Origin of the sequence: Mesorhizobium sp. M1169, from assembly GCF_040318345.1 — a bacterium.
Taxonomy (GTDB): Bacteria; Pseudomonadota; Alphaproteobacteria; order Rhizobiales; family Rhizobiaceae; genus Mesorhizobium.
The window spans coordinates 32622-58234 of sequence record NZ_JAMYME010000023.1 but is presented as its reverse complement, the minus strand read 5'-3'; the positions used below and the strand labels follow the sequence as shown (position 1 = coordinate 58234).

Genomic DNA, 25613 nt, shown 5'->3' with positions numbered 1-25613 from the left:
CAAAGATGCTCCGAGTTGACCATACCGGTTTCATTTGTAACCATTGAAAATGTAACCATCAACGGTGATTTCGGCATGAGCCGCCAGCATGCCCAGTCAGGGCCAACCATGGAAATTCTCGAGCTGGAATCCTTCCTGCCTTACCGGCTCTATCGGCTTGCCGATGCCGTCAGCCGCGAATTCTCAAGGATATACAAGGACCGCCACGGCCTGACCCGGCCCGAATGGCGCACGCTTGCGGGACTTGGACAGCACGGCACGATGACGGCGACGGCGCTCGGCGAGCAATCGGCCATGCACAAGACCAAGGTTTCGCGCGCGGTCGCCGAACTCGAGCGGCGCCGCTGGCTGACCCGCACGCCAGACGAGAAAGACCGTCGCGTCGAGCATCTGACGCTGACCAAAGCGGGGCTTGCCGCCTATCGCGAAATGGTGCCGCTGGCGAAGGAGTTCGAGCGCGAGCTGCTGGAGAGGCTTGGTGCGGAAGAGCGGGCGGCGATTGTCAGTGGGGTAGCGGCGCTGGAGGCAAAACTCACAGTGGGTTGAAATCCTCCATGGGTTTGACCGTCGTAGAAATCAGATCGCTATTGCGGCAGGTAACGCTCCTAGACCGTAGTAGGCGCGTTCGGCTACAATGAAGCCTCTGACACGGCTTCGAAATGCTATCGGATCATCGATGTAGCCCAAGAGAAGCTGCGCCTGCGAAGCCGCATGTCTCTGAGCGCTTTCAAACAGCCGCCTTGCCGTTTCAAAATCACCAGCCAAACCGGCCGCCACCCCGGCGTGGAAGGCCGCCCACTCGCCGTAGGCGCCCGGCTGCAATTCATTCACGAGGATTGTCGCTGTCGCCTGCACGGAAGGGAACATTGATCGGTGAACCCGATCGATTTCGACGGCCTTCTTGGCCATTTGATCAACCGCGAGCAGAAACTGTGCCGGGCTCTCGAACGGAACGAACTGTCCAATGCGCTGAGGACGATCGAAGGTAACTGTTTCAGGGAGCGAACCCCAGAGCCAGTGGACTGCTACGTTAAGGTAAGTGCCTTTGGACCAAGAGCTGGGCTGGAACTCGACTACACTTAGCCAGAAGCCGCGATCGGCGATCCAGATTCGAGACTTCCCTTTGCGTTGAAATCCGGCGGGCTTCAGTACGATCTTTGCCTGCGAGGCAATGATGCGACCGTGCTCACTATCCGCCATCTTGCACCCCTATATGCCTCACCAATCCATCACCACCTTGCCGGAATTGCCACTCTTCATCGCCTCAAATCCCGAAATATAGTCGTCGATGCCGATGCGGTGGGTGATCAGGCCGCTGACATCGAGAGGACCCTGCACCAGCGCGATCATCTTGTACCAGGTCTCGAACATCTCGCGGCCGTAGATGCCTTTCAGATGCAGCATCTTGAAGATGACCTTGTTCCAGTCGATCTCGAAGCCGGTCGGCGCGATGCCGAGAATGGCAATCTTGCCGCCATTGTTCATGGTGTCGATCATGTCGCGGAAGGCAGGTGCGGCACCCGACATTTCGAGGCCGACGTCAAAACCCTCGGTCATGCCGAGCGCCGGCATGACGTCGCGCAGCTTTTCCTTCGACGCATCGACGACATGCTGGACGCCGAGCTTTTTCGCCAGTGCCAGGCGCACCGGGTTGATGTCGGTGATGACCACTTTTCGCGCGCCGACGCACTGCGCCACCAGTGCACCCATGATGCCGATCGGCCCGGCGCCGGTGACCAGCACGTCCTCGCCGACCAGATCGAAAGACAAGGCCGTGTGGACGGCATTGCCCAGGGGATCGAAGATGGCGGCGATCTCGTCCGGCACATCGTCGGGGATGGGCACGACATTGTGCTGCGGGATCGCAAGGTATTCGCCAAAGGCGCCCGGCCGGTTGACGCCGACGCCGAGCGTGTTGCGGCACAGATGCCCCCTGCCCGCCCGGCAGTTGCGGCAATGGCCGCAGACGATATGGCCTTCTCCGGAAACCCGCTGGCCGAGTTTGTACTCGGTCACCGCCGTGCCGAAATCGGCGACGGTTCCGACAAATTCATGGCCGGTTACCATCGGCACCGGCACGGTCTTTTGCGCCCACTGGTCCCAATTGTAGATGTGTACGTCGGTGCCGCAGATCGCCGTCTTCCTGATCTTGATCAGCACGTCGTTCGGACCGATTTCCGGCACCGGCACTTCTTCCATCCAGATGCCCGGCTCGGCCTTGGCCTTGACCAGCGCCTTCATCATGTTCGACATTCTTTTGTCCCCAGAACCTTAGTCGCTTGAATCTCTTGATCCGGCCGCTCAGGAAATCACGCCGAGTTCGCGACCGACTGCGGCGAACGCCCCAACCGCGCGTTCGATGTCGGCGCCGGAATGGGCGGCCGACATCTGCGTGCGGATGCGCGCCTGGCCCTTCGGCACCACCGGGAACGAGAAGCCGATGACATAGATGCCGCGCTTCAGCATCCGCGCCGCCACTTCCTGCGCCAGCGTCGCGTCGCCCAGCATCACCGGGATGATCGGATGGTCGGCGCCGGCCAGAGTAAAACCGAGCTTGCCCATCTCGGAGCGAAACCGCGCCGCATTGGCATATAGGCGCTGGCGCAACGCATCGCCATTGCGGATCATCTCGAAAACCCGGATCGAAGCGCCAGCGATCGCCGGCATCAGCGTGTTGGAAAACAGATAGGGGCGCGAGCGCTGGCGCAGCCAGTCGACCACCTGCTTCCTGCCCGACGTGTAGCCGCCGGACGCGCCACCCAATGCCTTGCCCAGCGTACCGGTGATGATGTCCACCCTGCCCTCGACGCCGCAATGTTCGGCCGAGCCACGGCCGTTCCTGCCGACGAAGCCAACAGCATGGCTGTCGTCGACCATGACCATCGCATCGTATTTGTCGGCGAGGTCGCAGACGCCTTTCAGATTGGCGATGATGCCATCCATCGAGAACACGCCGTCGGTGGCGATCAGCCGGAACCGACAGTCGCGCGCCTCTTTCAACCGCGCCTCCAGATCGGCCATGTCGTTGTTGGCGTAGCGGAAGCGCTTTGCCTTCGACAGCCGTACCCCGTCGATGATCGAGGCGTGGTTCAGCGCATCGGAGATGACCGCATCCTCCTCGCCGAGCAGCGTCTCGAACAGGCCGCCATTGGCGTCGAAGCAGGAGCCGTAGAGGATGGTGTCCTCCATGCCGAGGAAGTCAGAAATGGTCGCCTCGAGCTGCTTGTGTTCTTCCTGCGTGCCGCAGATGAAGCGCACGGATGCCATGCCGTAGCCGTACCGGTCGAGCGCCTGCTTGGCCGCCTCGCGCAGTTCGGCGCTGTCGGCGAGGCCGAGATAATTGTTGGCGCAGAAATTCAGCACCTTCTCGCCGCCGACCTCGATCTCGGCCGATTGGGTCGAGGTTATCACCCGTTCCGATTTGTAAAGGCCGGCCGATTTCAGTCCTTCAAGCTCGCTGTCGATGTGGGAAAGGAATGCTTCGGTCATGATCAGGCCCTGTTGAGATCGATGAGGACTGTCGCGCCGCGCGGACGAAAAATCCATCGCAAAAGCGACCGCTTCGGTGGCGGCAATGGCACGGCAGAGGCCACGATGTTCAAATGCGGAGGCGCCGCGAAAGATTGCAATAACCACTTTGCGGGTTTCTCGCCACGGTCGCCGCCGCCGGCATGCTGCCGTCCCAAACCTGTTAACACTTTGAAGCCAAAGGTTGTCGCACAAGAATTCGTTGGCGAGAGGGCCGCCTCAGAAAATGTCACAGCAGCCGGTGCACGCCGTTTCGGGCAGGCTCATACTCCTGATCAAATCCGGCTACTGGCTGGCTCTGCTGATCATCGCCGCCATGGTCGTGGCCTCCTTCATCCTGCTGCAGCAGATGATGGCGGCCCAGCAGCACAACCAGGCACTGCTCGATGTGGTCAGCACACAAAAAGCCCTATCGCAGCGCATCGTCTTCCTTGCCGGCGCCACCGGTACCGCCTCACGCGACCAGCAGCCGGCCCTGGTTAGCGCGCTCAAGCAAGCGACGGTGGAGTTCGAGGAGAACTACGATCTGCTGCTCGAACGGACCGCCGCCGATCCGGCGTCGCCGGCAAGGTTCGATCCGAGATCGATCGAGAGCGTACTTTTCGCCAAGCCGTACCATCTCGACTATTTCTCGGTCGGGCTTATCGCCAACGGCGAACGCCTGATCTCGTCATTCGAATCGCGGCTCAACATGGCCGGCAATGGTGGCTACAAAGGCGGAGAGGAGCGCGTCAACCTGAACGCTTCCGTTGCCAACGCAACATTGTCGGGCTATGCCGCACTTGGCCAGCGCATCAGTGCCTTTGCAGACCAGCGATCCGAAACACTTCTCGATCTTAACCGCACATTGTTCTACTCGACCATCGGCGTCATCGTGCTGGTGGCGCTTTTCATTTTCAGGCCAATGTCGAATGCCATCCTGCGCAGGACGCGCGAGCTGGTCGATGCGCGCAATTCCATGGCCTTTATCGCCGTGCATGACGGGCTGACCGGCCTGCACAACCGCACCTTTTTGACCGAGCATTTCGATACGCTGATCAATGCCGCGCGGCGACGGCGTGAACGGGTTGCCGTGGTGCAGTTCGATCTCGACCGGTTCAAGCAGATCAACGACACGTTCGGCCACGCCGCCGGCGATTATGTGCTGGTGGCGGCTGCGCAGCGCATGCGTGATTCGTGCCGTACGTCGGATCTCAACGTGCGGCTCGGCGGCGATGAATTCGTCATGATTCTCAACGGTGCCGGCAGCACCGAGGACATCGATACCGTCGCCCGGCGCATCCTGACCAAGCTCAACAAGCCGATCGTCTTTCGAGGCACGACAATCCATCCGGGCGTAAGTGCCGGGATTGCGGTCTACCCTGTCGACGCCGATAATGCGCAGGATCTGCTCGTCCATGCCGATCTGGCGCTGTATTCCGCCAAGAAGCAGGGCGGCGGCAGCTTGTCGTTCTTCTCCGAGGAGCTGAGGCACGAACTCGATTATCGCAAGCAGCTCGAGCTCGATATCAGGACCGCTATCTCGGAGAAGGCGTTCGAAGTCTATTTCCAGCCGCAAGTCTCGCTGTCGGACGGCGCCATCAGCGGCATCGAGGCTCTGGTTCGCTGGAGACATGCCGAGCGCGGCATGATCGCGCCGGGCGAGTTCATTCCGATCGCGGAAAAATGCGGTCTCATGCCCGAGATCGGCCGCATCGTCATCGCCAAGGCGATCGACGAAGCAGCCGAATGGAACCGCGCAGGCATCGCCTTCGGACGGATCGCCGTCAATGTATCCGGCTCGGAGCTGCGCGAGACAGATTTCGAAGTCTTCCTGTTCGACATGCTGGAGAGGGCTGGCCTGCCAGCGCACAAACTGTCGCTGGAGATCGTCGAATCCGTCATCCTCGACGACGAGAAGACCGGTATCGCGGCAAAGCTGCGGCACATCCGCGCCGCCGGCATCCATCTTGAGCTCGATGATTTCGGCACCGGCTACGCATCGCTCAGCCATGTCAATCCAAACGAGATCGATCGGCTGAAGATCGACCGCCGGTTCGTCCAGAACATCAACGAGAACAGCGGCAACACCAAGATCGTGCGTGCCCTCACCGAGCTCGCCCGCGGTCTCGGCATCTCGATCGTTGCCGAGGGCGCCGAAACCGAAGCCGAGCTCGACTCGCTGATGGCGATCGGCTGCGACCAGGTGCAAGGCTATTCCATCGCTTTCCCGATGCCGCCGGACAGCGTGCGCGAATGGCTGGTGGCGCGAACGCCCAAGAAGGCCAGGCTGACGGTGCTGCAGGGCTGCCGGGCGTAGGAAAGTCGGAACTACTGCAATGGCGGCAGGTTTCTCAGCGGATTGAGCATCGGCACCCCAAGTGGTGCGAAATGACGCTCGTTATCCGTCAGTATCACCAGGCCGTGAAGCTCGGCCGTAGCAGCAATCGCTATATCTTCAAATCCCGGCCGATGAGCCCTTGCGCGATCAAGAATAGAACCCGCGGCATGCGCGGCTCGCAAATCGAAGGGCAGAATCCTTGCCCCGTAAAGGTGCTCGACTGCCTGCCACCAGTCGCGTAGCAGCGCGGCCTTTGTGGTCGCGCCGTCGCGCTCCGCCTTCGCTATCCCCGCCGCGATTTCGGACGCAGTCACAACGGATAGGAACAGGTATTCGCTCGCCATATCGAGCCATGCCATCAGCGCCGCCCGATCAACCTTCCTGGCTGGAGCCATTGCCGAGATGATGTTGGTGTCCAGCAGAAACATCAGGGCTGGTCGCCGCGCTACAACGCAACCTTGCGAGCCGGCTTACGGGAACGAGGCGGAATGTCGTCCTTGTCCCCGGGAAAAGCCGCCAGCAGCCGCCCGAAGCTCGGCACCCGAGACAGCCGCTGATAATCTTCGAACGACAGGATGACGGCCTGCTTCCGACCGTGGCGTGTGATAATGGCAGGCTCTCCTGCAACTGCCTGATCGACGACTGCCGAAAGCGTCGCCTTGGCGTCTTTCAACTGAATTTCGCGCATGTTGCCACCCTCGCATATGACTACCATGGTCATATAACATTGCAGACGGCTTGGAACAAGGGTTGCGGTCCAATCGGTATCAACTGACATTGGCCCGCAACGCGGCCAGCACCTGTGCAAACTCTGCCAGCCTGTCGTCGGACAGTCCTTTCCGCAGCCGCTTGTCGAAGGCTAACGCGGCGGTGCGCAATTGCAGGAACAGCGCTTCTCCGGCTTGGGTCAGCTCCACCTGGTGAACCCGGCGGTTCTCGGGATCGCGGCGGCGCATCAGCAGGCCTTGCGTCTCCATGGCGTTGAGGTGGTGGGTCAGCGTTGCGCCCCGGATGCCGATCATGCCGGCGAGCTCGCGTTGGTTGGCCAGCTCCCGCGACTTGACCGACAGCAACGTGACCCAGACCGGCAGCGTGCCGCCTGCCTCGACCAAGGCAGCGTCGAAAGCCTGCGCAACCAGCTTGGCGGTGCGCGCGAGATTCATCCCGATCGGCGGGCGGTCAAAGGGTGTCATGATCCGACACTAGAACAAGGGCAAAGCCTATGGAACCGGCTCGAGCTTATGCGTTGACATCTAATCATTTGATATCTATCGATATGCCTGGCGGTGGGCAAGAGAGGAAATGCGGTCATGCAATATGTCTACATCATCGTCCTCGGCCTTCACGTCATGGCGGGCGTGTTCTGGGCCGGCACCACCATCGCGGTCGCCCGCGAACCGGAGATCAGGGCGGAACGTTTCTTCCGGCCGCAAATGGGCGCAGCCGGCGTGGTTTTCCTCACCGGCTTGCTGCTGTGGTATTTCTTCCACAACGGCTCTTTCGGCTCGATGGAGAAGGTCTTGGCGCTCGGCATCTTGACGGCGTTAATCGCCGCCGGGGTTCAGGGCGCGCTGGTGGGTTCCGCCAGCAGGCAGTTGGCCGGCGCTGATGCGGCGAAGCAAACCCAGTTGCGCGCCAAGATGACAAAGGGCGAACGCATCGCCGGCGGCCTGCTGGTCATCACCGTGTTCTGCATGGCCACCGCCAGGATGTTTTGAACGTCCTGCCGCAATCGCAAGATCGTACGGTGCCCGGCGATGGCCGGCGGCGTGCGCGGCGCGCAGACCGGACCGACGTACCGTGGTGGCTCTCCGTACGGAGGTTCGGCTGCGCGCCACCAATCAATCCAAAATATTCCTCAGATTCGCAAGCCGAACCTGATGCCGTCATAGATCGCAGCGTGGATATTGCGTGAAGCTACCGCGTCGCCGATGCGAAAGACGACGAAACCGCCTTGCGGATTGCGCGCAGGAAAGATGTCGCCGCCATTGATCAGTTTTTCGTAATCGATCGCGCCGGCGTTCTTCGACAGCGGCTTCAGCGCCAGGTAGAGATCGTCGAGCGGCAGCGTGCCGTGCTCGACCACCACCTGGTCGACCCGCCGCTCGCCGCGCCAGCCATCGGCGAAGTCGGAGGCGAGCTCGGCGATCAGCTGGTTGCCTTCACGCCGCACAGAACGTAGCCGTGTGTTGATGGTCACCGTGACACCCTTTTCCTGGAAGGCGCGCATGTAGGGCACATGATTCATGCCGCCCATTTCCGGGGCGAAGAAGCGCTCTGGTGAAACCAGCTCCAGCCTGGCGCCGCTATTGGCGATCAGTTCGGCGGCACCCATGCCCTGATGGCCGCCATTGTCGTCATAGAGCAGCACGTTCTCGGCCGGCTTGACGCTGCCGGCCATGATGTCCCAGCTCGAGGTGACGAGATCGTCGCCCGCCGTCAGAGGCGGGTTCTGCGGCAGGCCGCCGGTGGCGACCACCACCACGTCCGGCGACAGCGCCAGCACGTCGTCCGTCTCCGCCCATTTGTCGTAGCGGATCTCGACGCCCAGCCGGTCGAGTTCGGCCAGGCGCCAGTCGATGATGCCGATCAATTCCTTGCGGCGCGGGTTTTGCGTTGCCAGCCGCACCTGGCCGCCGGCCTGGCTCGATGCTTCCAGCACCGTCACCTGGTGCCCGCGCTCGGCGGCGACGCGCGCCGCCTCCAGCCCGCCGGCGCCGGCACCGACGACGACCACCTTCCGCTTCGGTCCCTCGGTTTTCGGAATAATATGGGGGATATCAGCCTCGCGGCCCGTCGCCGCATTGTGGATGCACAGCGCCTCGCCGCCCTCATAGATGCGGTCGAGGCAATAGGTGGCGCCGACGCAAGGGCGGATCTCGTGCTCGCGGCCCTCCATCACTTTTTTGACGATATGCGGGTCGGCAATGTGGGCGCGCGTCATGCCGACCATGTCCAGCTTGCCGGTGGCGATGGCGTGACGCGCGGTGGCGACGTCGGAAATCCGCGCCGCATGGAAGGTCGGGAATTTCGTCGCTGCCCTGATCTCGCCGGCAAAGTCGAGATGCGGCGACGACCGCATGCCGGTCACCGGGATGACCTTGGTCAGCGCCGCATCGGTCTCGATCGAGCCACGGATGATGTTGAGGAAATCGACCTTGCCGGAGCCGGCCAGCCGCCTGGCGATTTCGACGCCCTCCTGTTTCGACAGGCCTTTCTCGAAATCCTCGTCGGCGACCATGCGGATGCCGACGACGAACTTTTCGCCGACCGCGGCACGCACCGCGTCGAGCACCATTCCGGTGAAGCGCAGCCGGTTGTCGAGCGAGCCGCCGAAATCGTCGTCGCGCTGGTTGGTGGCCGGCGACCAGAAACCGTCCATCAGATGGCCGTAGGCTTCGAACTCGATGCCGTCGAGGCCGGCAGCCTGGCAGCGCTGCGCGGCCGCCGCATAGTCGGCTACGATGCGCTCGATATCCCAGTCCTCGATAGTCTTGGGAAAGGCGCGATGGGCCGGTTCGCGCACCGGCGAAGCCGACAGCACGGGCAGCCAGTCGGCCTTGTTCCAACCGGTGCGGCGGCCGAGATGGGTGATCTGTATCATCACCTTGCAATCGTGCTCGTGGCAGGCATCGGTAAGCTCGGCGAGCCACGGCACGATGCGGTCGTCATAGACATGCAGATTGCCAAAAGCGGCCGGGCTGTCGCGCGAGACGATCGCCGAACCGGCGGTCATGGTCAGCGCCATGCCGCCCTTGGCCTTTTCGGCATGGTAGAGCCGGTAGCGTTCCTTCGGCATGCCGTCCTCGGAATAGGCCGGCTCATGGCTGGTCGACATCACCCGGTTCTTCAGCATCAGATGCTTGAGCTGATAGGGCTGGAGGAGCGGGTCGTTGCTGGTCATCGTCTTCCTGCTGTTTCAAATTGTGCTAATGAGCGGCAAATTTTGTTTTTACGCATGTCGCTGTCCCAAAATCGCTGCGCAGTTTTGGGCGACATGCAGCAAGGAACCTGCTCATGACCGATACGAAAAACCTCACCCAGCTCGGCACCAACGTCGAGGCGCCACAGAGCCCTGAAGCGGCAGTCCTGGAAACCGTGCCGTTTTCGCGCGGCGACGGCCCGCCGGCCATCGTTCGCTTCACCTGCCCGGAATTCACTTCGCTCTGCCCGGTCACCGGCCAGCCGGACTTCGCCCATATCGTCATCGACTACGCACCCGATGCGCTGCTGGTGGAATCGAAGTCGCTCAAGCTGTTCATGACCTCGTTTCGCAACCATGGCGCCTTCCACGAAGAATGCACCGTCATGATCGGCCGCCGCATCATCGCCGCGACCAAGCCATTGTGGTTGCGCATCGGCGGCTACTGGTATCCGCGCGGTGGCATTCCGATCGACGTGTTCTGGCAAACCGGCGCGCCGCCGGAAGGTGTGTGGCTGCCCGACACCGGCGTCGCCGCCTATCGCGGGCGCGGCTGATCGGACGGAGCGGCTCACCTGATCCCGGTCCGGCACAGGTTGGTCTCCAGGAAAGGCATCACCGCGTCGCGGTACCGCTGTTGGTCATAGCGATGGAGATCAACATGCCGCGCGCCGTCGAACCAGACCAGCTTTGCGTCAGCGCCTGCCGCATCTTTCAACGCCAGTGTCTGGCTGCGAGCGACAAACGGATCCGAATTGCCTGCTAGCAGCAATATCGGCCGATCAATCGCGCCGATGCGATCGACCGGCCTGACATCATCTACCCCGAAGCCAAGGCGGAGCTGCATCTGCGCCAAGAGGATGGTCGCCTGTACGTCGCGCAACATAGGCAAGGGCGCTCGCAACGCCGTGGTTTCCAGCAAAGTCGCGTAGAGCTGCTCCAGGACATAGGCGTCGGCATGCTCCTGCTGAGCGCCAAATACAAAAGCAGCCGCACCGAGCGACGAGCCGATGGCCGCCACCTTGCGACCGGCGAAGCGTTGCCGGGCAAAGGCGAGGATGCGGCTGGCGTCCTGCCGTTCGATGTAACCAAAGCCTCTGATATCGCCGCCGCTTTCGCCATGTCCCGACAGATCGAACAGCACGATCGAGTAGCCGCTTTCGAAAAGCAGCTTCGCTCGTGGAACCATGGCCAGCTTGTTTGAACCACGTCCGTGTAACAGCACGATTGTTCCGCAACTGTCCTGCCGATCCGCCACCCAACCGGCAAGGTCGGGCGCGCCCTCCCGCTTCAGAACGATGCGCTCCACCGGTAACCCCACAGGCAGCGTGAAGCTTTGCTGAGGGACGCGGGCCACCGCGTGGCTTCCTGCCTCCCAGGTGACAGCGCAGGCCAGGACGCAAACCGCCGCGAATAAAGCAACCACGACAGGACCTCTTCTCATCGATCGGTCACGTGCACTTCGCATCAGTTGAGCGGCAGCCGCCGGTAGCGGCTGGGGCTGTTCGGGTCGCTGAAATGGTGCATCGGCCCGTGTTCGGCAAAGTGCGCTGACCAGCGTTTCATTGCCGCCGGATCGAGTTCGACGCCCAGCCCGTCACCCTCCGGCACGCGCACCGTATTGCCCGTCTGGCGGAAAGGACCGTCCTTGATGACATCGCCGATCTGCCAGCGAAACAACGACTGCGACGCCTCGGTGATCCACGGTGTCGCCGCCACGACGTGCAGATAAGCCGATGTCATGATGCCGAGATCGTTCGAATAGCACCAGAACCCCTTGCCCATCGCCTCACAGGCGGCGATGAATTTCAGAGTTTTCGACAATCCGCCGAGTGCTGCGAAATTGCAGACGAAGTAATCCGGCGCACCGAGCGCGACTGCCCGTCTGAGATCCGGGATGTGCGTCGAGAACGGAATGCGCGAATGCTGGCGCAGCGCAGCCATCTCCTCGAAGGTCGCGACCGGATCCTCGTAGTTGCGGATGTTGAACGGCTCGATCTCGCGCAGCACCCAGCGCGCTGTGGTCAGCGACCACTGCATGTTGGAATCGAGTTTGATCTGCGCTTTATCGCCAAGCGCCTCGCGCAGCATGCGCACTGTCCTGATCTCGTGCTCGGGATCGCCCATGATCAGCTTGCCCTCGAAAATCGTCGAGCCGTGCTGTTCTCGCATGCCGAGACAGTAGTCGACGATCGCTTCGGCGGTCATCTCGCCGCCGGCTCCGCCGTGAGCGGGGCGAAAGGCGAAATATTCCGAAAACGGAATGTCCTTGCGCACCGCGCCGCCGAGCAGCTTGTAGAGCGGCATGCCGAAGACCTTGCCTCTTATATCCCACAGCGCCAGTTCGACGGCGCCGAACGCCACCGTGGCTGCATTCTCGCCGGTGTTGGCGGTAATCTGCCAGGGCGGCACGCAGCGCGCCTCGCAGTCGGCGATGTCGAGGGGATCGGCGCCAATCAGCGCCGGCGCGATCTCGGCCTTGATCACCTCGCCGAAATGCCACCATGGCGCCTCGCCCAGTCCGACCACGCCTTCGTCCGTCTCGACCTCGATGATCGATTTCGAGGCGCCGCCGTAGAGACCAGCCGTCCACCAGAACGGAGCATCGAGCGGGACGTTGACGTGGGTGACGCGGATGTTGGTGATCTTCATCGGTTCCGTTCTCACTCACACTGGTATTGGCTTAGCGCCCATTCGCCGGTCACCGAGAGCAGGTCCGATATCTTCCAGTCGCCATCGATCTTTTTGAACTTCCATTCCAGCCGGTGCGGATTGCCGGCGACGACAAAAGCGACGACGACCTTGGCCTCGTCGCCCTTGATCGCTTCGATGGTCTTCAGGCTCTTGTCGATCTCCGCCTTGTCGTATTCGGAATTGTCGAGCGCCATGTTGGGATCGAGGCACTCGCCCTGCCCCGACTTCCGCAGCGCGTCGCTCTTGTCCAGCACCGACTTTGCCGGGTCGGTGAAATGGCCCCGCTGAGCCGGATCGACCTCGAGCCCGGCATGCTCGTAGAACGGCTTCACCACCGCGGTCGGCGAGCCCGGCTGCACGGCTGCGGCCGGCGCGTTTTCTGCCGGCGGCGAAACTGCCGGCGGAGGTGCCGCACTGTCGGCCGGCGCGTTTGCGGGCGGCGCGCCGAACAGGTCCTGAGCGGCGGCGCTGCTCAATCCGGCCAGCAGGCACGCAGTCGCCAAAATCCAGGGACGGCAGCGAAGCACGGCATCACTCCGGCGACTGCCCGGCCAGGCATTCGAGCGCACTCAGGGTCCAGCCGCTGGTCTTCGAGGTAATGTCGGCGACCTTCCACTGGCCGTCGATCTTCTTCAACGACCAGACCATTTCGCGTTTGGAACCATCGCCTTCCGGAAAAAGGTTGAACGTCGCCGTCACCTCGGCGCTGTCGCCATCCAGCGTTTCGGCCAGCGTCAGCGTCTTGGCCACGGTCTTCTCGTCATAGTCCTGCGCATCGAGACCAGGGGCGAAGTCGATGCAGGGAACTTCATCCGGATGGTTCTTTGCCGCATTGTCGTTCAGTTCGAACAGTTTCGTCACCGGTTCGGTGAAGCGGTCGCGATATTGCGCATCGGCCTCGAACTTGACCGACGGGACATAAAAGAACTTCACGGCGTTGGCAGCAGGGCCGGCAAACGCGGCCGCCGGCACGGCCATCGAAAGCGCGGCAACAAAAAGTGGCAGTTTCATGGGTGTCCCCGATTGTTCACTGACGGAAGCTATCAGTACCACGCATCTTGCCCGTCGGCCTTCTTGCGGTCCATGAAATCCTGCAACGCGTCCTCTGCTGGCAACTCAGGCGTTCAGCCAGACGTTCTGGAGATCCATCTCGAAGGTTTGGTGGACACCGTAGTTCTTCACCTTCTCGTTCATGTGGCTGAACAGCTTCTGCCAAAACGGCTGAATGATGACGCCCGAATCTTGCAGGATCTGCTCGATGTCCTTCATGACCTCGCGGCGCTTCTCGACGTCGATGAGCGAAAGAGCCTGCTTGAGCTTGGCGTCGAAATCAGGGTTCGAGTAGCCGGTTTCGTTCCAGGCCTCGCCGGTGCGATAGCCGAGCGCCAGCACCTGTACGCCAAGCGGGCGCATGTACCAGATGGTCATCGAATAGGGGTATTTCGTCCAGTCGTTCCAGAATGTCGATCCCGGCAGCACGGTGCGCTTCACCTTGATCCCGGCATCGCGCAGCTGGCCGGCAATAGCGTCGCCGGTGTTCTTCTGCCAATCGTCCTCGACGGTGATCAGTTCATGCTCGAAGTCGTCCTGCCCGGCATCGGCCATAAGCTTCTTCGCGCCCGCGGCGTCGCGTGTCTTCTTGGGCAGCGCGTAGTATTCCGGATGAATCGGGCTGACGTGGTGGTTTTCACCAACAGTGCCTCGCCCGGCGTAGCCAAGTTCGAGCACCGCTTTGTTGTCGACGGCCATCTGGAGGGCGTTGCGAACCCGCTTGTCGTCATAGGGCTTGTTCGTGATGTTGGTCCGGGCGACGAGCGTGGTCGCTGTCGCGACCTCCGATTTGACCAGCCCCATCTTGTCGAGAATGTCTATGAAGTCGGCCGGCGTCTCGAAATTGAGGTCGATTTCGCCGGAGTCGAATGCATTTATCGAGGCGTTGAAATCGGTTCCGTAGTCGATGAATTCGACGCCGTCGAGAAGCGCTTCACCGCCCCACCATTTGCCATTCTCACGACGCTTGACGACCGCTTTCTGGCCGACCGCATAAGACACCAGTTCGAACGGCCCGGTGCCAATCGGCTTCTCGATCGGATTGGCGCCGTCGGCGTCGAAGTTGCGATGGACCACCAGCGCCGGATAGTCGGTGAAGTTCGGGATCAGCGAGACGTCCGGCTCGTTCAGCTTCAGCTTCACCGTGTTGTCGTCGACCTTGGTGATCGCCCCTTCCCTGGCCTTGCCGGTCTTTGCATCGATCAGCGCACCGACGCGCGCGGCCATCGAATTGCCGGCGGCAGCCTTCTCGCACCAGCGCGTCAGATTGTAGGCCACGTCATCGGCGTTGAAAGCATCGCCGTTGTTCCAGGCGATGCCCTTGCGCACATGCAGCACGTATTCGGTGGCGTCGTCGTTGACCTCCCAGCTTTCGAGCAGAACCGGCTCGAATGTGAACTGGCGGGTGTAGCGTACGAGCGGCTCGAGCCAGCAGCGTGAAATGTTCGCAAGTTCCACCCAGTCGTAGGTGCGCGTGTCCTTTTGCGCCTTCACCGACATCGAAACGTGCAGCGTTCCGCCTTTCTTCGGCTCTTCAGCCAAAGCCCGCTCCGGCACGGCAAGTCCAATCATGCCGTAGGCAAGGGCCGTCGATGCGCCGAAAGCGCTTGCCAGGGCCAGAAACTCCCGCCGGTCGACGCGACCGGCGCGCGCCTCGCTGGCCATTGCTTCGATGGCGCTCGGTACGCTATCGCCGTTGCTTCTGAAGAGTGTCATTTTTTCCTCCCTTATGGTTCGCATCGGGTCTTCGCCCGTGATCAACTAACGCTGTCCGGCAGTTTCTCCTCGCGCCGCGCAATCAAATCTTTGAGACCATCGGCGATGCCCTCATCGAGCTTCGGCTCCTCATAATCGGCGAGCATGTTGCGCGCTTTCTCGCGGCCGCGGGTGTCGTGGTCCTTTGCTCCTTCCGCCTTCCACTGTTCGAATGAATTGAAGTCCATGATGCTCGGTATGAAGAAGGCGGACTCGAAATGTTCAAGCGTGTGCTGGGTGCCGAGGAAATGGCCCTGCGGTCCGACCTCGCGGATAGCCGCCATAGCCTCCTTGAAATCGTCGAATGGCAGCCCGCCAGCATATTTATACCAGCCGACAAGCTGCTCGCAGTCGGTGGCAAATTTCGAATAGCCGCAGGTCAGGCCGGCTTCGAGCCAACCGGCGGAGTGCCAGATGTAGTTGGCGCCGGCAAGGATGGCGGCATGCATCAGCATGTTCGCCTCGTAGCCCGCCTGGGCGTCGTTCAGCTTCGAGCCGACATGGAAACCGGACGTGCGCCACGGCAGACGATACTTCCGCGCCAGGGCGCCCATGAGATACATCATCTGGGCCGCCTCCGGCGTGCCGCCCATGGGAGCGCCGGTCTTCATGTCGACCGTCACCATGAACTGTCCGTAGATCTGCGGCGAACCCGGACGCAGGAGCTGTGTGAACGCGACGCCCGCCAGCGCTTCGGCATTGACCTGCGCGACCGCACCGACGGCAGAGGCCGAAGTCGAGGCGCCGCAAAGGGCGAAGGGGGCGAGGATCAGCGGCTGGTTGTGGCGCGCATAGACTTTCATCGCGTCCAGCATGGTGGCGTCCCACACCAGCGGCGAATTGCAGTTGGTGATCGACACCAGAACCGGGTTGTCGCGGACAAAATCCTCGCCGAACACGATGCCTGCCATCGCCATCGTGTCTTCGGCTCGATCCCTGGAGGTCACGATGCCCATGAACGGCTTGTCGGAGTGCTTCAGCGCCGAATGGATGATGTGGAGGTGACGTTTCGGCACCGCGATTTCCATCGGCTCGCAGATGATCGAGCTCGACGAGTGCAGCGCCGGCGCCATGTAGGCGAGCTTGTGGAAATTGTTGAGGTCGGCGAGTGTGCCGTAGCGCCGGTTGTTGTCGAGGTCGCGCACGTAAGGCGCTCCGTACATCGGCACGAAGATGGAGTTGTTTCCACCCACACGTACGGAACGCTGGGGGTTCCTCGCATTGAGCGTGAACTCCGACGGGACCTTCGAGATGAGCTCCATCAGCAGGGCGCGGTCGATCCGGACCCTTGTCTCCGAGACATCGGCGCCCGCCGCCTTCCACATTGCGATCGCCTCGTCGTCGCGGAACTCGCATCCGACTTCTTCGAGGATGGAGAGTGACTCCTGGTGGATCAGCTCAACCGCCTCGTCCGGGACCATCTGATAGACGGGAATCTGACGGACCAGGGTTGGAAACGACGCTATGGGTGCGCCCCGCAGCGCCTTGCGCCCCAGGCGGCCGCCGCTGCGGCGGTTGGTGTGTTCGCTCACTTCAACGGCCGGTGCGTTCATGAAGGCTCCATCTTCCTGTCTCGACCAATCTAGCCAGACAAAATGCGGCTGTGACGCTGGAAAATCCTGATCTCTTGTATAAGCTCAGCTTATGCGAAGCTTGCGCCACCTGCTGCCGTCGGCCGGCAGCCTGATCGTTTTCGAGGCCGCGGGGCGGCTGTCGAGCTTTACCGCCGCCGGGCGCGAGCTCGGCATGACGCAGGCTGCCGTCTCCTATGCGATCCGTGGGCTCGAAGAGCAGCTCGGCGCCAAACTCTTCCAGCGCCGCCACCGGCAAGTCAGCCTGACCGAGGCCGGCGACCGCTTCCATGCCGACGTCTCGCTCGGCCTGTCGCACATTCGCAAGTCGGCGGAGGATCTGCGCCAGATCGCCGTCGGCGCGCATGTGACACTCGCCGCCTCGACCGCCTTTGCCTCGTTCTGGATGATGCCGCGCCTGCAGCAGTTTCGCGACGAATTGCCGGGCATCGACCTGCGCATCCAGACCGCCGACCGCGATCTCGACATCATCGCCGAAGACATCCCGCTCGGCGTCCGCGGCGGCGAGCCCAGGGAATGGCCGGATTATCATTCGCTGCCGCTGGCCGATGAGGTGATATTCCCCGTTGCCGGTGTTAGTTATGTGGCACGGTTCGGGCTGCCGGAGGGTGTCGCGGACCTTCAATCGCACCGCCTTATCCATCTTGAAGAGCCGTTTCGCGAGGCCGCGAGCTGGGACGAATGGTTCGCCTCGGCCGGTGTCGACATCGCCGATGCCGGACGCGGCTTGCGCATCAACGACTATGCGCTGGTGATCCAGGCAGTCATGGAAGGGCAAGGCATCGCGCTCGGCTGGGGTCACCTCGCGGAGCGGCTGCTGGCATCAGGGCTGCTGGTGCGCGTCACCGGCCACACGATGACGACCGGCAAGGGCTTTCATGTCATCTGGTCGAAGAACCGCGAACTCAGCGACAACGCCCGCAAGGTGCGGGACTGGCTGGCGGCGCAGGCGTGAGGCCGATAAATGCCCGGTCAAACGGTCACGACGATCTTGCCGAATTGCTCGTTCGATTCGAGATAGCGGTGCGCCTCGACGATCTGGTCGAACGGAAAGGTTCTGGCGATTGCCGGCTTCAGCGAACCCGAGCTCAGTCCGTCGAGGATGAACGCCTTGGCGGCCTGCAGCCGGACCGGATCGCGCACGATCTCATGGACGAGATAACCGCGCAGCGTCAGTGTCTTTGCCAGCACTGCAGGTAGCGGAAAGGGTGTCGGGTCGAGGCTCAAGCCGCCATATTCGATGAGAATGCCACCCGGTGCCATCGCTGCCGTCAGAGGCTTGAAAATCGGGCCGCCGACGGCATCGAACACCACGCGCACGCCGTCCGGGCCGGCGATTCGCTTCAACCTGGCTTCCAGGTCCTCCTCTGCCGAGGCGATGACGTGGGCCGCGCCGAACTCAAGCAAAGCCCGCTTCTTGGCGGACGTCCGTGTGACCGCGATCGGGGTCGCGCCAATCATGTTGGCGATCTGGATCGCGGCAAGTCCGACGCTGCTCGAGGCCGCAGTGATGACGACAACGTTCTGCCTGCCAAGTTTGGCAATGTCGATCAGCGCACCGTAGGCGGTGAGATATTGCATCCACGCTGCGGCGGCTTCTTCCCAGCTCAGCGATGGTGGATGCTTGACGACGAGCTCGGCGGGATATGTGGCAATCTCACCATAGGCAGGCCAGCGGGCCATCGATAATGGCGGCACGATGCTGACGGCATCGCCAGGCGCAAACCCGTCCACGCCTTGGCCGACCATCTCGACGATACCCGCCGCCTCGAGCCCAAGACCGGAAGGCAACGGCGCGGTCTGGATGTAGGTCCCCGAACGCAGCAGCGCCTCGGCGCGGTTTATGCCCAACGCCTTGACGCGGATCTGAATCTCACCGCTCGCGGGCGCAGGCGTGTCAACATTCTCGATGCGCAGGACCTCGGGACCACCGAGCTCATGAAAGCGAACGACACGTGCCATCGGTCAAACTCCAAAATATTTGAACTGAATCAGCTATGCCAGCGCTCATCAGGCGGATAAATGGCCGCTTGAGTAGATCAGCAGAAACTGTAGGTTTTGAATATGGATCGCCTTACGAGCATGGCCGTGTTCGTCAAAGCCGTCGACCTGGGCTCGTTCGCAGCCGCGGCGGCGGCTCTCGATCTGTCCGGGCCGATGGTCGGCAAGCATGTCCGGTTTCTCGAGGAGCGCCTGAGCGTGCGCCTCATCAACCGGACCACGCGCCGCCAAAGCCTGACCGATTTCGGGCGCGCCTACTATGAACGCTGCCGGCTGGTGCTTGCCGAAGCGGAGGCCGCGGATGCACTCGCCGCCGATCAGCTTGCCGAACCGCGCGGAAAGCTGCGTGTCCTCATGCCGGTGCATTTCGGCCGGCGCTGCGTTGCCCCGATCCTGTTCGGGTTTGCGCAGCAATATCCGGCGCTGGAACTTGACCTGTCGTTCAGCGATGCCATCGCCGACCTCGCCGAGGACGGCTGCGATCTTGCCATCCGAACGGGCGATCTGGAGGACCAGGCCGGGGTGATGGCGCGTCGCATCGCGCGCCAGCACATGGTCGTCTGCGCGTCGCCGTCCTATCTCGACCGGCACGCCGAGCCACATGAAATAGATGACCTCGGCAGCCATCACGCGATCATCTACCGCCGTTCCGGGCGTGCCGTTCAGCCGTGGCTGTTTCCGCGCAACGGCCACCCCGCGATTGAGGTCAGGCCCATCAGCAGATTGCGGCTCGACGATCTCGATGCCATCGCCGATGCCGCGGCCGCCGGCATGGGGCTCGCCTGGCTGCCATACTGGCTGGTTCGCCAGCGCATCCAGGCGGGCGCGCTTGTCCTGCTATTGCCGGAACAATCCCGGTTTCTCTACGACGTTCATGCCCTGTGGTTGCAGACGCCTCATCTGCCGATGAAAGTCCGCCTTGCCGTCGATGCACTGGCGGCAGCGCTGCCCAAGCTCATGAGTTGAAGTGCACGAGCGGCCAGTCGCGATCAGCTGCGTGGATTTCCTCAATTCCGCCCTCCCGCATCGACCACGAATCCGCCTATAGTGCCCCATGCCGATCCGCCAGCTTTCCGAAACGATGATCAACCAGATCGCCGCCGGCGAAGTCATCGAGCGTCCGGCAAGCGTGGTCAAGGAACTGGTCGAGAACGCGCTCGATGCCGGTGCTGCGAGAGTCGAGATCGTCACCGCCGGCGGCGGGCTGAACCTGATCCGCGTCAGCGACGACGGCTCGGGCATTCCGGAAAAAGAACTGGCGCTGGCGGTTGCGCGCCATTGCACCTCCAAGCTCGCCGACGACATTCACGACATCCGCTCGCTCGGCTTTCGCGGCGAGGCTTTGCCGTCAATCGGCTCGGTGGCGCGGCTGTCGATCCGCTCGCGCACCGCGTCCAGTGAAAACGCCGCCGAGATCGGCATCGACGGCGGCCGCGTCTCCGCGGTCCGGCCGGCGGCGGCCAATCGCGGAACCACGGTCGAGGTGCGCGACCTGTTCTTCGCCACGCCCGCAAGGCTCAAATTCATGAAGGGCGAGCGCGCCGAAAGCTCGGCCATCGGCGACGTGGTCAAGCGCATCGCCATCGCCTTTCCCGCAGTGCGCTTCACCCTGGCCGGCCCGGACCGCTCGACGCTGGAACTGCCGGCGACCGACAACAGCCCGGAAGGCCGGCTGCGCCGGGTGGCGCAGGTGATGGGCGCCGACTTTCCGAACAATGCGATCGCCATCGACGCGATGCGGGACGGCGTGCATCTCGCCGGCCATGTCTCGGTCCCCTCCTTCACCCGCGCCAACGCGCTGCAGCAATACGCTTATGTCAACGGCCGCCCGGTGCGTGACAAACTGATCGCCGGCGCCATTCGTGGCGCCTTCGCCGACGTGCTGCCGCGCGACCGCCATGCCGTCACCGTGCTGTTCCTGACGCTCGATCCGGCGATCGTCGACGTCAACGTCCATCCGGCCAAGGCAGACGTGCGCTTCCGCGACCCGGGGCTGGTGCGCGGGCTGATCGTCGGCGCTATCCGCGAAGCGCTGGCCAATGCCGGCATCCGCGCCGCCACCACCGGGGCCGCCGGCATGATGGCGGCGTTCCGGCCAGGCGCCGCATCCTATGCGCATGGCGGCCCGGCCAACGGTCACCGCAGCTACGAGGCCGCCTATCGGGCATCGGGCTTTTCCGGGTTCGATCCTGCCCGTTCGCCGCAGCGGCCGCTCAATATGGGCGACGGGTTCGGCGAGGACGAGCAGGCGGCCTTCGACGCCGGGCCGTTGCACAGCGCCGATGCGCGCGCCGGGCAAAACGAAGCGGCGGAAACGCTGCTCGGCACGGCGCTGGGCGCGGCGCGCGCGCAAGTGCACGAGAATTATATCGTCGCCCAGACCAGGGATTCTCTTGTCATCGTCGACCAGCATGCGGCGCATGAGCGGCTGGTCTACGAGGCCTTGAAGAACGCCCTCCACTCACGCGCGGTGCCGTCGCAGATGCTGCTGCTGCCCGAGATTGTCGATCTGTCGGAAGAGGATGCCGAGCGGCTTGCCAGGCATTCCGAGACGCTGGCCCGCTTCGGCCTCGGCATCGAGCGCTTCGGCCCCGGTGCCGTCGCGGTGCGCGAGACGCCGTCGATGCTCGGCGAGACCAACGTCCAGCAGTTGGTGCGCGATCTCGCCGACGAGATCGCCGACAACGACACGGTCGACACGCTGAAGGAGCGGCTGGACAGAATAGCCGCGACCATGGCCTGCCACGGCTCGGTGCGTTCCGGCCGCCTGCTCAAACCGGAAGAGATGAACGCGCTGCTGCGCCAGATGGAGGCGACGCCCGGCTCCGGCACCTGCAACCACGGCCGCCCGACCTATATCGAGCTCAAGCTGGCGGATATTGAGCGGTTGTTCGGGCGGCGATAAGAAACTCGCAGGGCGCAGCCCCCACCCGCACCTTCGGTCCGACCTCCCCACAAGGGGGAGGTAGGGAGCCTACCCGCCGACGCCTCGCTAGGAGCTTACCCTCCCCCTTGTGGGGAGGGTCGCTGCGAAGCAGCGGGGTGGGGGTACGAAAGAGCCGCTGTACAGCGGCTCTTTTCGAGTCAGGCACAGCCCCAAACCCTTTGCTCATCTCTTCAAATTCACCACGATGACGCCGCCGAGCGCCAGCGCCCCGCCGATGATGCCGAGCAGCGTCGGTACTTCGCCCAGCCAGAAGAAGCCGATCAGCGTCGCCACCGGCGATACCAGATAGAGGAAGTTCGAGGCACGCGCCGCGGGCAGGCGGGAAAGCGCTGTTGCCCAGGCAGCGTAGGCGATCAGGCTGGGTACGATGCCGAGAAAGATGACGGCGCCGAGCCCGGCGGTGTCGGCGACCGCCGCCTGCGCCAGACCGCTCGGCAGGAACGGCGACAGGCAGAGCGCGCCAAGCACCATGTTCGAAGCCGAGATCGTCAGCGGGTGATGGCGGGCAAACAGCGGCTTCTGGACGATGGTGTTGACGGCCGAGCACAGCGCCGAGCCGAGGACAAGCAGCGCACCATTGTTGAAATGCAAGCCTTGCCCCTCGCCCATGGCGATGATCCCGATACCGGCGAAGGACAGGAACGTGCCGGCCCAGGCCAGGCCCGAGAACCGTTCGCCGAGCAGCGCCATGGCCATGATGGCGGTGAAGATCGGGCTGACATTGATGATGAAGCCGGCCGCACCGGCCGAAACGGTCAGCTCGCCGAAATTGAGCATCACCGTGTAGAGCGCGACGAAGACGGCACCACCGAAGACAAAGCGCCAGAGTTCATCGAGCCTGGGCAGCGCCGGCCGCTTGACCGCGAGGAAGATCGCCGCCGGAACCGCGGCGATGGCAAAGCGCAGCGCGCCAAGTTCCAGCGGCCCGAAAGCGGCAAGGCCGGCGCGGATCGCCGGAAAGGCGGAGGCCCAGCCGACCACCGTCAGCGCCACCGCGATGGCAGCCGTGGCATCCATGCGCTGTGTCGTATTCAACGTGCCGGTGTAAGCGCTCATCTGGTTGTCCTCGCGATCCAATGCCATGAAGTAGAGAAACGCTATTGCGGGTCGGTTGACAAACGAACAAATCGAGGATCACCTGTGACTATGGATCACAGCTTAGACCCGATGCTGCCGCTCGAAACGCTGCGCGCCTTCGACGCCGCGGCTCGGACCGGCAGCTTTTCGGCGGCGGCCGAGAAGCTCAACATCACTCACGGCGCCGTCAGCCGGCAGATCGCCAAGCTCGAGGGTTGGCTCGGGCTGAAAGTCTTCGATCGCGGCGCGCGCGGCGTCTCGCTGACCATCGAGGGCAACCGGCTGCATCTGCGCACCACCGAAGCCTTTGCCCTGATCGCCAGCAATTCGGATCGCTGGGTCGAGCCGCGCGGCACGGCGGTGGTGCGGCTGACCTCGATCCCTTCGGTCAGCGGGCTGTGGCTGATGCCGCGTATGGCGGCGCTGGAGAACCACCCGTCGAAGCTGCGTATAGTGCTCGACGTCGACATCCGCCAGGGCGATCTTGCCGACGAGGGCATCGACCTGTCGATCCGCTGCGGGCGCGGTCGCATTCCGGGCCGGATCTCGGTGCAGCTTTTCGAAGAATATGTGTTCCCGGTCGCCTCGCCGGAATTGGCCAGGGAGATCGGCCGCGGAGATCCTGCCCGGCTGCTCGAATTTCCGCTGATCAACGATTCCGACGCTTCGGCCTGGCGCGCCTGGTTTGCGGCGCAGGAGATGGACTATCGGCCGCGGCCGCACGACCGCCGTTTCGAGGACTACAATCTGGTGCTCGACGCCGCCGCGCACGGGCTCGGTATTGCGCTGGCACGTCCGCCGTTGACGGTGGACCAATTGAAATCGGGCCGCATCGTCGCCGTCGACGAACGCAGTGCGCTGAGCCCGATATCCTACTGGCTCGACCGGCCGCTGGGGCGCCCGCGCGCCGCCGCCGCCGAACTCGCCCGGCGCATCGCCGTCCAGGCCGGGCTGCCAGCGAAGAAGATCGAGCAGTTTATCACCGCCGAGGAATGAGAAGCGCGTCGCGTTCGACCGGCCTCATGCGACGCGCTTCAGGTTCTTGTGTTTATGCATGTCGCGCAAAACCGCTGCACACTTTTGCGCGACATGCATTGGCATCCGCTTTGCCGGCTTGTTCGAGCAAGTGTCACCAGAAACAGAACCAGGCGAGGCCAACCGAGCTTGACCTCGCCGCAATTTGTGGCGATGACATCGTCATGAATTTCGGCACCACCCCATGATGAACCGTTTCGAAGGACCCGGCGGCAAGGAAGCCCGCATCCGCTATCTCGACGGCGACTTCCAGGTGACCAGCCCCGGCGCCTTCGTGCGCTGTGCGGTGACCGGCGAGAGCATCCCGCTCGACGAGCTCAAATACTGGAGTGTCGCCAGGCAGGAACCCTATGTGAACGCCGCCGCCTCGCTGCGCCGCGAGATCGAAGCGCATCCGGAACTGCGCCGCCGACGCTAGTCCAGCGCAAATGGAAGCCGCCCCGTTGCGATCCTGCGCCCTCTGCCGCGGCGTCAGGCCGGCAACACCGAAACCTTAGAGGCTATCTTGAAATAAAAACCCGCCTCGAGGGCGGGTCACCAGCGAATCATCACCATACCCAAATTACTAGCATAGCTGCCGGCACAAAGCAAGAACAAAATACGTTCGACCGGCGGAAAGCTGCAAATTCCAGTCCCGCATTGCCTCGGTGCTCAAGCTTCTGGTCAGCCTTTAAGCCGGCGCTGCCGCCAGGCGTCCAGCGTCTCGTCGATGATGCGTTGCGGCACATGGTCGAGCTCGAAGACGGTGTCGATCTCCAGCACATCGAGCCCGTCGAGGAATTCCGGCGGCGCCGCGCCGTGACGCAGGCGGGCAGCGTCCTTGGCGGTGGTAATGAGGCCAAGCCCGGCTTTACGCGCCGTCGCCGCCAATTCGGCAAGTTCGTCCTCCCCATAGAAATGATGGTCAGGAAACGATTTGGTCAGCGCAAGCTCGCCGCCGGCCTCGCGGGCAGTGTCGAAAAACCTGTCGGGATGGCCAATGCCGGCGAACGCCAGGAAACGCCTGCCGGCCAGCGTCACCTTGCTGCTCGGGGCAGTGTGCGCCTCGAAGATCGGCCTGCCGGCGCGCGCTGCCTGGCGCACGACCGTGTCGGCCGCGGTGCCCTCGCCCATCTTCAGCAAGGCGCTGGTGAAGACCAATTGGTCGACGATCTTTGCCCGCAGCGGCCCGCCGGGGATGACGCGGCCATTGCCGATGCCATGTCGCGCGTCGACGACGACGAGCGCATAGTCGATGTGGATGCGCGCGCTCTGAAAACCGTCATCCATGATCAGGAAATCGCAGCCGAGCTTCTCCAGCAGAAGCCTGGCGCCGGCGGCCCGGTTCGGCGTCACCGCGACCGGGGCGTGTTCGGCCAGAAGCAGCGGCTCGTCGCCGACATGCTTGGCGGCATCGTGGTGCGGATCGACGATATGCGGCTGCGCGAAGGAGCCGCCATGGCCACGCGACAGGAAACCCGGATTAAGCTGCATGCGCCTGGCCTGCTCGGCCAGCGCGATCGCCACCGGCGTCTTGCCGGTGCCGCCGACGGTGAAGTTGCCGACGCAGAGCACCGGCGCCTCGACCTTTTCACGCGGCGCGTGCCGCATGCGGCGACCGGCGACAAGCGCATAGACGGCGGAGAGCGGCGACAGCGCCGTGACCCGCCAGTCCGGCTCTTCCCACCAGAAGGGCGGCGCTTCCGAGGTCAC

Annotated in this window: 25 protein-coding genes; 9 read left to right on the top strand and 16 right to left on the bottom strand. The window is 63.1% G+C overall.

Annotated elements, in window-relative coordinates:
- Window positions 1–108 precede the first annotated feature (108 nt).
- A complete protein-coding gene (locus NKH41_RS21350; protein ID WP_352473669.1) occupies window positions 109–546 on the top strand; it encodes a MarR family winged helix-turn-helix transcriptional regulator in 438 nt (145 codons plus the stop codon).
- Between the two features lie 30 nt (window positions 547–576).
- Here NKH41_RS21350 and NKH41_RS21345 read toward each other — a convergent pair whose 3' ends face one another.
- Genes NKH41_RS21345 through NKH41_RS21335 form a run of 3 tightly spaced genes read right to left on the bottom strand, consistent with a single transcriptional unit; the run spans window position 577 to window position 3489 of the window.
- Window positions 577–1200: a DUF4304 domain-containing protein gene (locus NKH41_RS21345; protein WP_352922641.1), complete on the bottom strand. Its 624-nt coding sequence runs from the start codon at window positions 1198–1200 to the stop codon at window positions 577–579.
- Window positions 1201–1218: 18 nt separating this feature from the next.
- A complete protein-coding gene (gene tdh, locus NKH41_RS21340) occupies window positions 1219–2253 on the bottom strand; it encodes an L-threonine 3-dehydrogenase (protein ID WP_352452270.1) in 1035 nt (344 codons plus the stop codon).
- Between the two features lie 48 nt (window positions 2254–2301).
- Window positions 2302–3489, bottom strand: a complete 1188-nt coding sequence (locus NKH41_RS21335; protein WP_352774953.1) for a glycine C-acetyltransferase — start codon at window positions 3487–3489, stop codon at window positions 2302–2304.
- A gap of 265 nt (window positions 3490–3754) precedes the next feature.
- Here NKH41_RS21335 and NKH41_RS21330 point away from each other — a divergent pair, with 265 nt between their 5' ends.
- The gene (locus NKH41_RS21330) at window positions 3755–5827 is read left to right on the top strand and encodes a putative bifunctional diguanylate cyclase/phosphodiesterase (RefSeq protein ID WP_352473631.1); all 2073 of its coding nucleotides are present in this window, start codon (window positions 3755–3757) and stop codon (window positions 5825–5827) included.
- An 11-nt stretch (window positions 5828–5838) separates the two neighbouring features.
- Here NKH41_RS21330 and NKH41_RS21325 read toward each other — a convergent pair whose 3' ends face one another.
- From NKH41_RS21325 to NKH41_RS21315, 3 genes are all read right to left on the bottom strand, one after another.
- Window positions 5839–6276 carry a type II toxin-antitoxin system VapC family toxin gene (locus NKH41_RS21325; RefSeq protein WP_352774950.1) on the bottom strand — a complete coding sequence of 146 codons (438 nt, stop codon included), beginning with the start codon at window positions 6274–6276 and terminating at the stop codon, window positions 5839–5841.
- Between the two features lie 17 nt (window positions 6277–6293).
- Window positions 6294–6536 carry a type II toxin-antitoxin system Phd/YefM family antitoxin gene (locus NKH41_RS21320; RefSeq protein ID WP_352473667.1) on the bottom strand — a complete coding sequence of 81 codons (243 nt, stop codon included), beginning with the start codon at window positions 6534–6536 and terminating at the stop codon, window positions 6294–6296.
- A 79-nt stretch (window positions 6537–6615) separates the two neighbouring features.
- Window positions 6616–7041, bottom strand: a complete 426-nt coding sequence (locus NKH41_RS21315; protein WP_352473629.1) for a MarR family winged helix-turn-helix transcriptional regulator — start codon at window positions 7039–7041, stop codon at window positions 6616–6618.
- 117 nt (window positions 7042–7158) lie between these two features.
- Between NKH41_RS21315 and NKH41_RS21310 the strand changes: the two genes are divergently transcribed.
- Window positions 7159–7566: a hypothetical protein gene (locus tag NKH41_RS21310; protein ID WP_023674396.1), complete on the top strand. Its 408-nt coding sequence runs from the start codon at window positions 7159–7161 to the stop codon at window positions 7564–7566.
- 140 nt (window positions 7567–7706) lie between these two features.
- Here NKH41_RS21310 and NKH41_RS21305 read toward each other — a convergent pair whose 3' ends face one another.
- Window positions 7707–9752 carry an oxidoreductase gene (locus NKH41_RS21305; RefSeq protein ID WP_352473628.1) on the bottom strand — a complete coding sequence of 682 codons (2046 nt, stop codon included), beginning with the start codon at window positions 9750–9752 and terminating at the stop codon, window positions 7707–7709.
- A gap of 113 nt (window positions 9753–9865) precedes the next feature.
- Here NKH41_RS21305 and queF point away from each other — a divergent pair, with 113 nt between their 5' ends.
- On the top strand, window positions 9866–10327 hold the full coding sequence (gene queF / locus NKH41_RS21300; RefSeq protein ID WP_352933792.1) for a preQ(1) synthase: 462 nt from the start codon (window positions 9866–9868) through the stop codon (window positions 10325–10327).
- Window positions 10328–10341: 14 nt separating this feature from the next.
- Here queF and NKH41_RS21295 read toward each other — a convergent pair whose 3' ends face one another.
- From NKH41_RS21295 to NKH41_RS21270, 6 genes are all read right to left on the bottom strand, one after another.
- Window positions 10342–11127: an alpha/beta hydrolase gene (locus tag NKH41_RS21295; RefSeq protein WP_352933790.1), complete on the bottom strand. Its 786-nt coding sequence runs from the start codon at window positions 11125–11127 to the stop codon at window positions 10342–10344.
- Between the two features lie 110 nt (window positions 11128–11237).
- Window positions 11238–12422, bottom strand: a complete 1185-nt coding sequence (locus tag NKH41_RS21290; protein ID WP_352820514.1) for a mandelate racemase/muconate lactonizing enzyme family protein — start codon at window positions 12420–12422, stop codon at window positions 11238–11240.
- A gap of 11 nt (window positions 12423–12433) precedes the next feature.
- The gene (locus tag NKH41_RS21285; protein WP_352820513.1) at window positions 12434–12991 is read right to left on the bottom strand and encodes a hypothetical protein; all 558 of its coding nucleotides are present in this window, start codon (window positions 12989–12991) and stop codon (window positions 12434–12436) included.
- Between the two features lie 4 nt (window positions 12992–12995).
- On the bottom strand, window positions 12996–13475 hold the full coding sequence (locus NKH41_RS21280; RefSeq protein WP_352820512.1) for a DUF3828 domain-containing protein: 480 nt from the start codon (window positions 13473–13475) through the stop codon (window positions 12996–12998).
- Between the two features lie 105 nt (window positions 13476–13580).
- Complete coding sequence (locus tag NKH41_RS21275; protein ID WP_352771549.1) at window positions 13581–15230, bottom strand: ABC transporter substrate-binding protein; 1650 nt, start codon at window positions 15228–15230, stop codon at window positions 13581–13583.
- A 41-nt stretch (window positions 15231–15271) separates the two neighbouring features.
- On the bottom strand, window positions 15272–16822 hold the full coding sequence (locus NKH41_RS21270) for a trimethylamine methyltransferase family protein (protein WP_352569798.1): 1551 nt from the start codon (window positions 16820–16822) through the stop codon (window positions 15272–15274).
- A gap of 91 nt (window positions 16823–16913) precedes the next feature.
- Here NKH41_RS21270 and NKH41_RS21265 point away from each other — a divergent pair, with 91 nt between their 5' ends.
- A complete protein-coding gene (locus tag NKH41_RS21265) occupies window positions 16914–17816 on the top strand; it encodes a LysR substrate-binding domain-containing protein (RefSeq protein WP_352542340.1) in 903 nt (300 codons plus the stop codon).
- A gap of 17 nt (window positions 17817–17833) precedes the next feature.
- Here NKH41_RS21265 and NKH41_RS21260 read toward each other — a convergent pair whose 3' ends face one another.
- Window positions 17834–18823 (bottom strand): zinc-dependent alcohol dehydrogenase family protein, encoded by a 990-nt coding sequence (locus NKH41_RS21260; RefSeq protein ID WP_352933786.1) that lies wholly within the window; start codon window positions 18821–18823, stop codon window positions 17834–17836.
- A 102-nt stretch (window positions 18824–18925) separates the two neighbouring features.
- Between NKH41_RS21260 and NKH41_RS21255 the strand changes: the two genes are divergently transcribed.
- Window positions 18926–19828, top strand: coding sequence for a LysR family transcriptional regulator (locus tag NKH41_RS21255; protein ID WP_352933784.1), 903 nt, complete (start codon window positions 18926–18928; stop codon window positions 19826–19828).
- 88 nt (window positions 19829–19916) lie between these two features.
- Window positions 19917–21767, top strand: a complete 1851-nt coding sequence (mutL, locus tag NKH41_RS21250; RefSeq protein WP_352933781.1) for a DNA mismatch repair endonuclease MutL — start codon at window positions 19917–19919, stop codon at window positions 21765–21767.
- Window positions 21768–21971: 204 nt separating this feature from the next.
- Here mutL and NKH41_RS21245 read toward each other — a convergent pair whose 3' ends face one another.
- Complete coding sequence (locus tag NKH41_RS21245) at window positions 21972–22865, bottom strand: DMT family transporter (RefSeq protein WP_352771558.1); 894 nt, start codon at window positions 22863–22865, stop codon at window positions 21972–21974.
- A gap of 90 nt (window positions 22866–22955) precedes the next feature.
- Here NKH41_RS21245 and NKH41_RS21240 point away from each other — a divergent pair, with 90 nt between their 5' ends.
- Both NKH41_RS21240 and NKH41_RS21235 read left to right on the top strand, forming a co-directional pair.
- The gene (locus NKH41_RS21240; protein ID WP_352699095.1) at window positions 22956–23882 is read left to right on the top strand and encodes a LysR substrate-binding domain-containing protein; all 927 of its coding nucleotides are present in this window, start codon (window positions 22956–22958) and stop codon (window positions 23880–23882) included.
- A gap of 223 nt (window positions 23883–24105) precedes the next feature.
- On the top strand, window positions 24106–24339 hold the full coding sequence (locus NKH41_RS21235; protein ID WP_031211156.1) for a DUF2093 domain-containing protein: 234 nt from the start codon (window positions 24106–24108) through the stop codon (window positions 24337–24339).
- Between the two features lie 245 nt (window positions 24340–24584).
- Here the strand turns inward: NKH41_RS21235 and lpxK are convergent, their stop codons facing one another.
- On the bottom strand, window positions 24585–25613 hold the full coding sequence (gene lpxK / locus NKH41_RS21230) for a tetraacyldisaccharide 4'-kinase (protein ID WP_352933778.1): 1029 nt from the start codon (window positions 25611–25613) through the stop codon (window positions 24585–24587).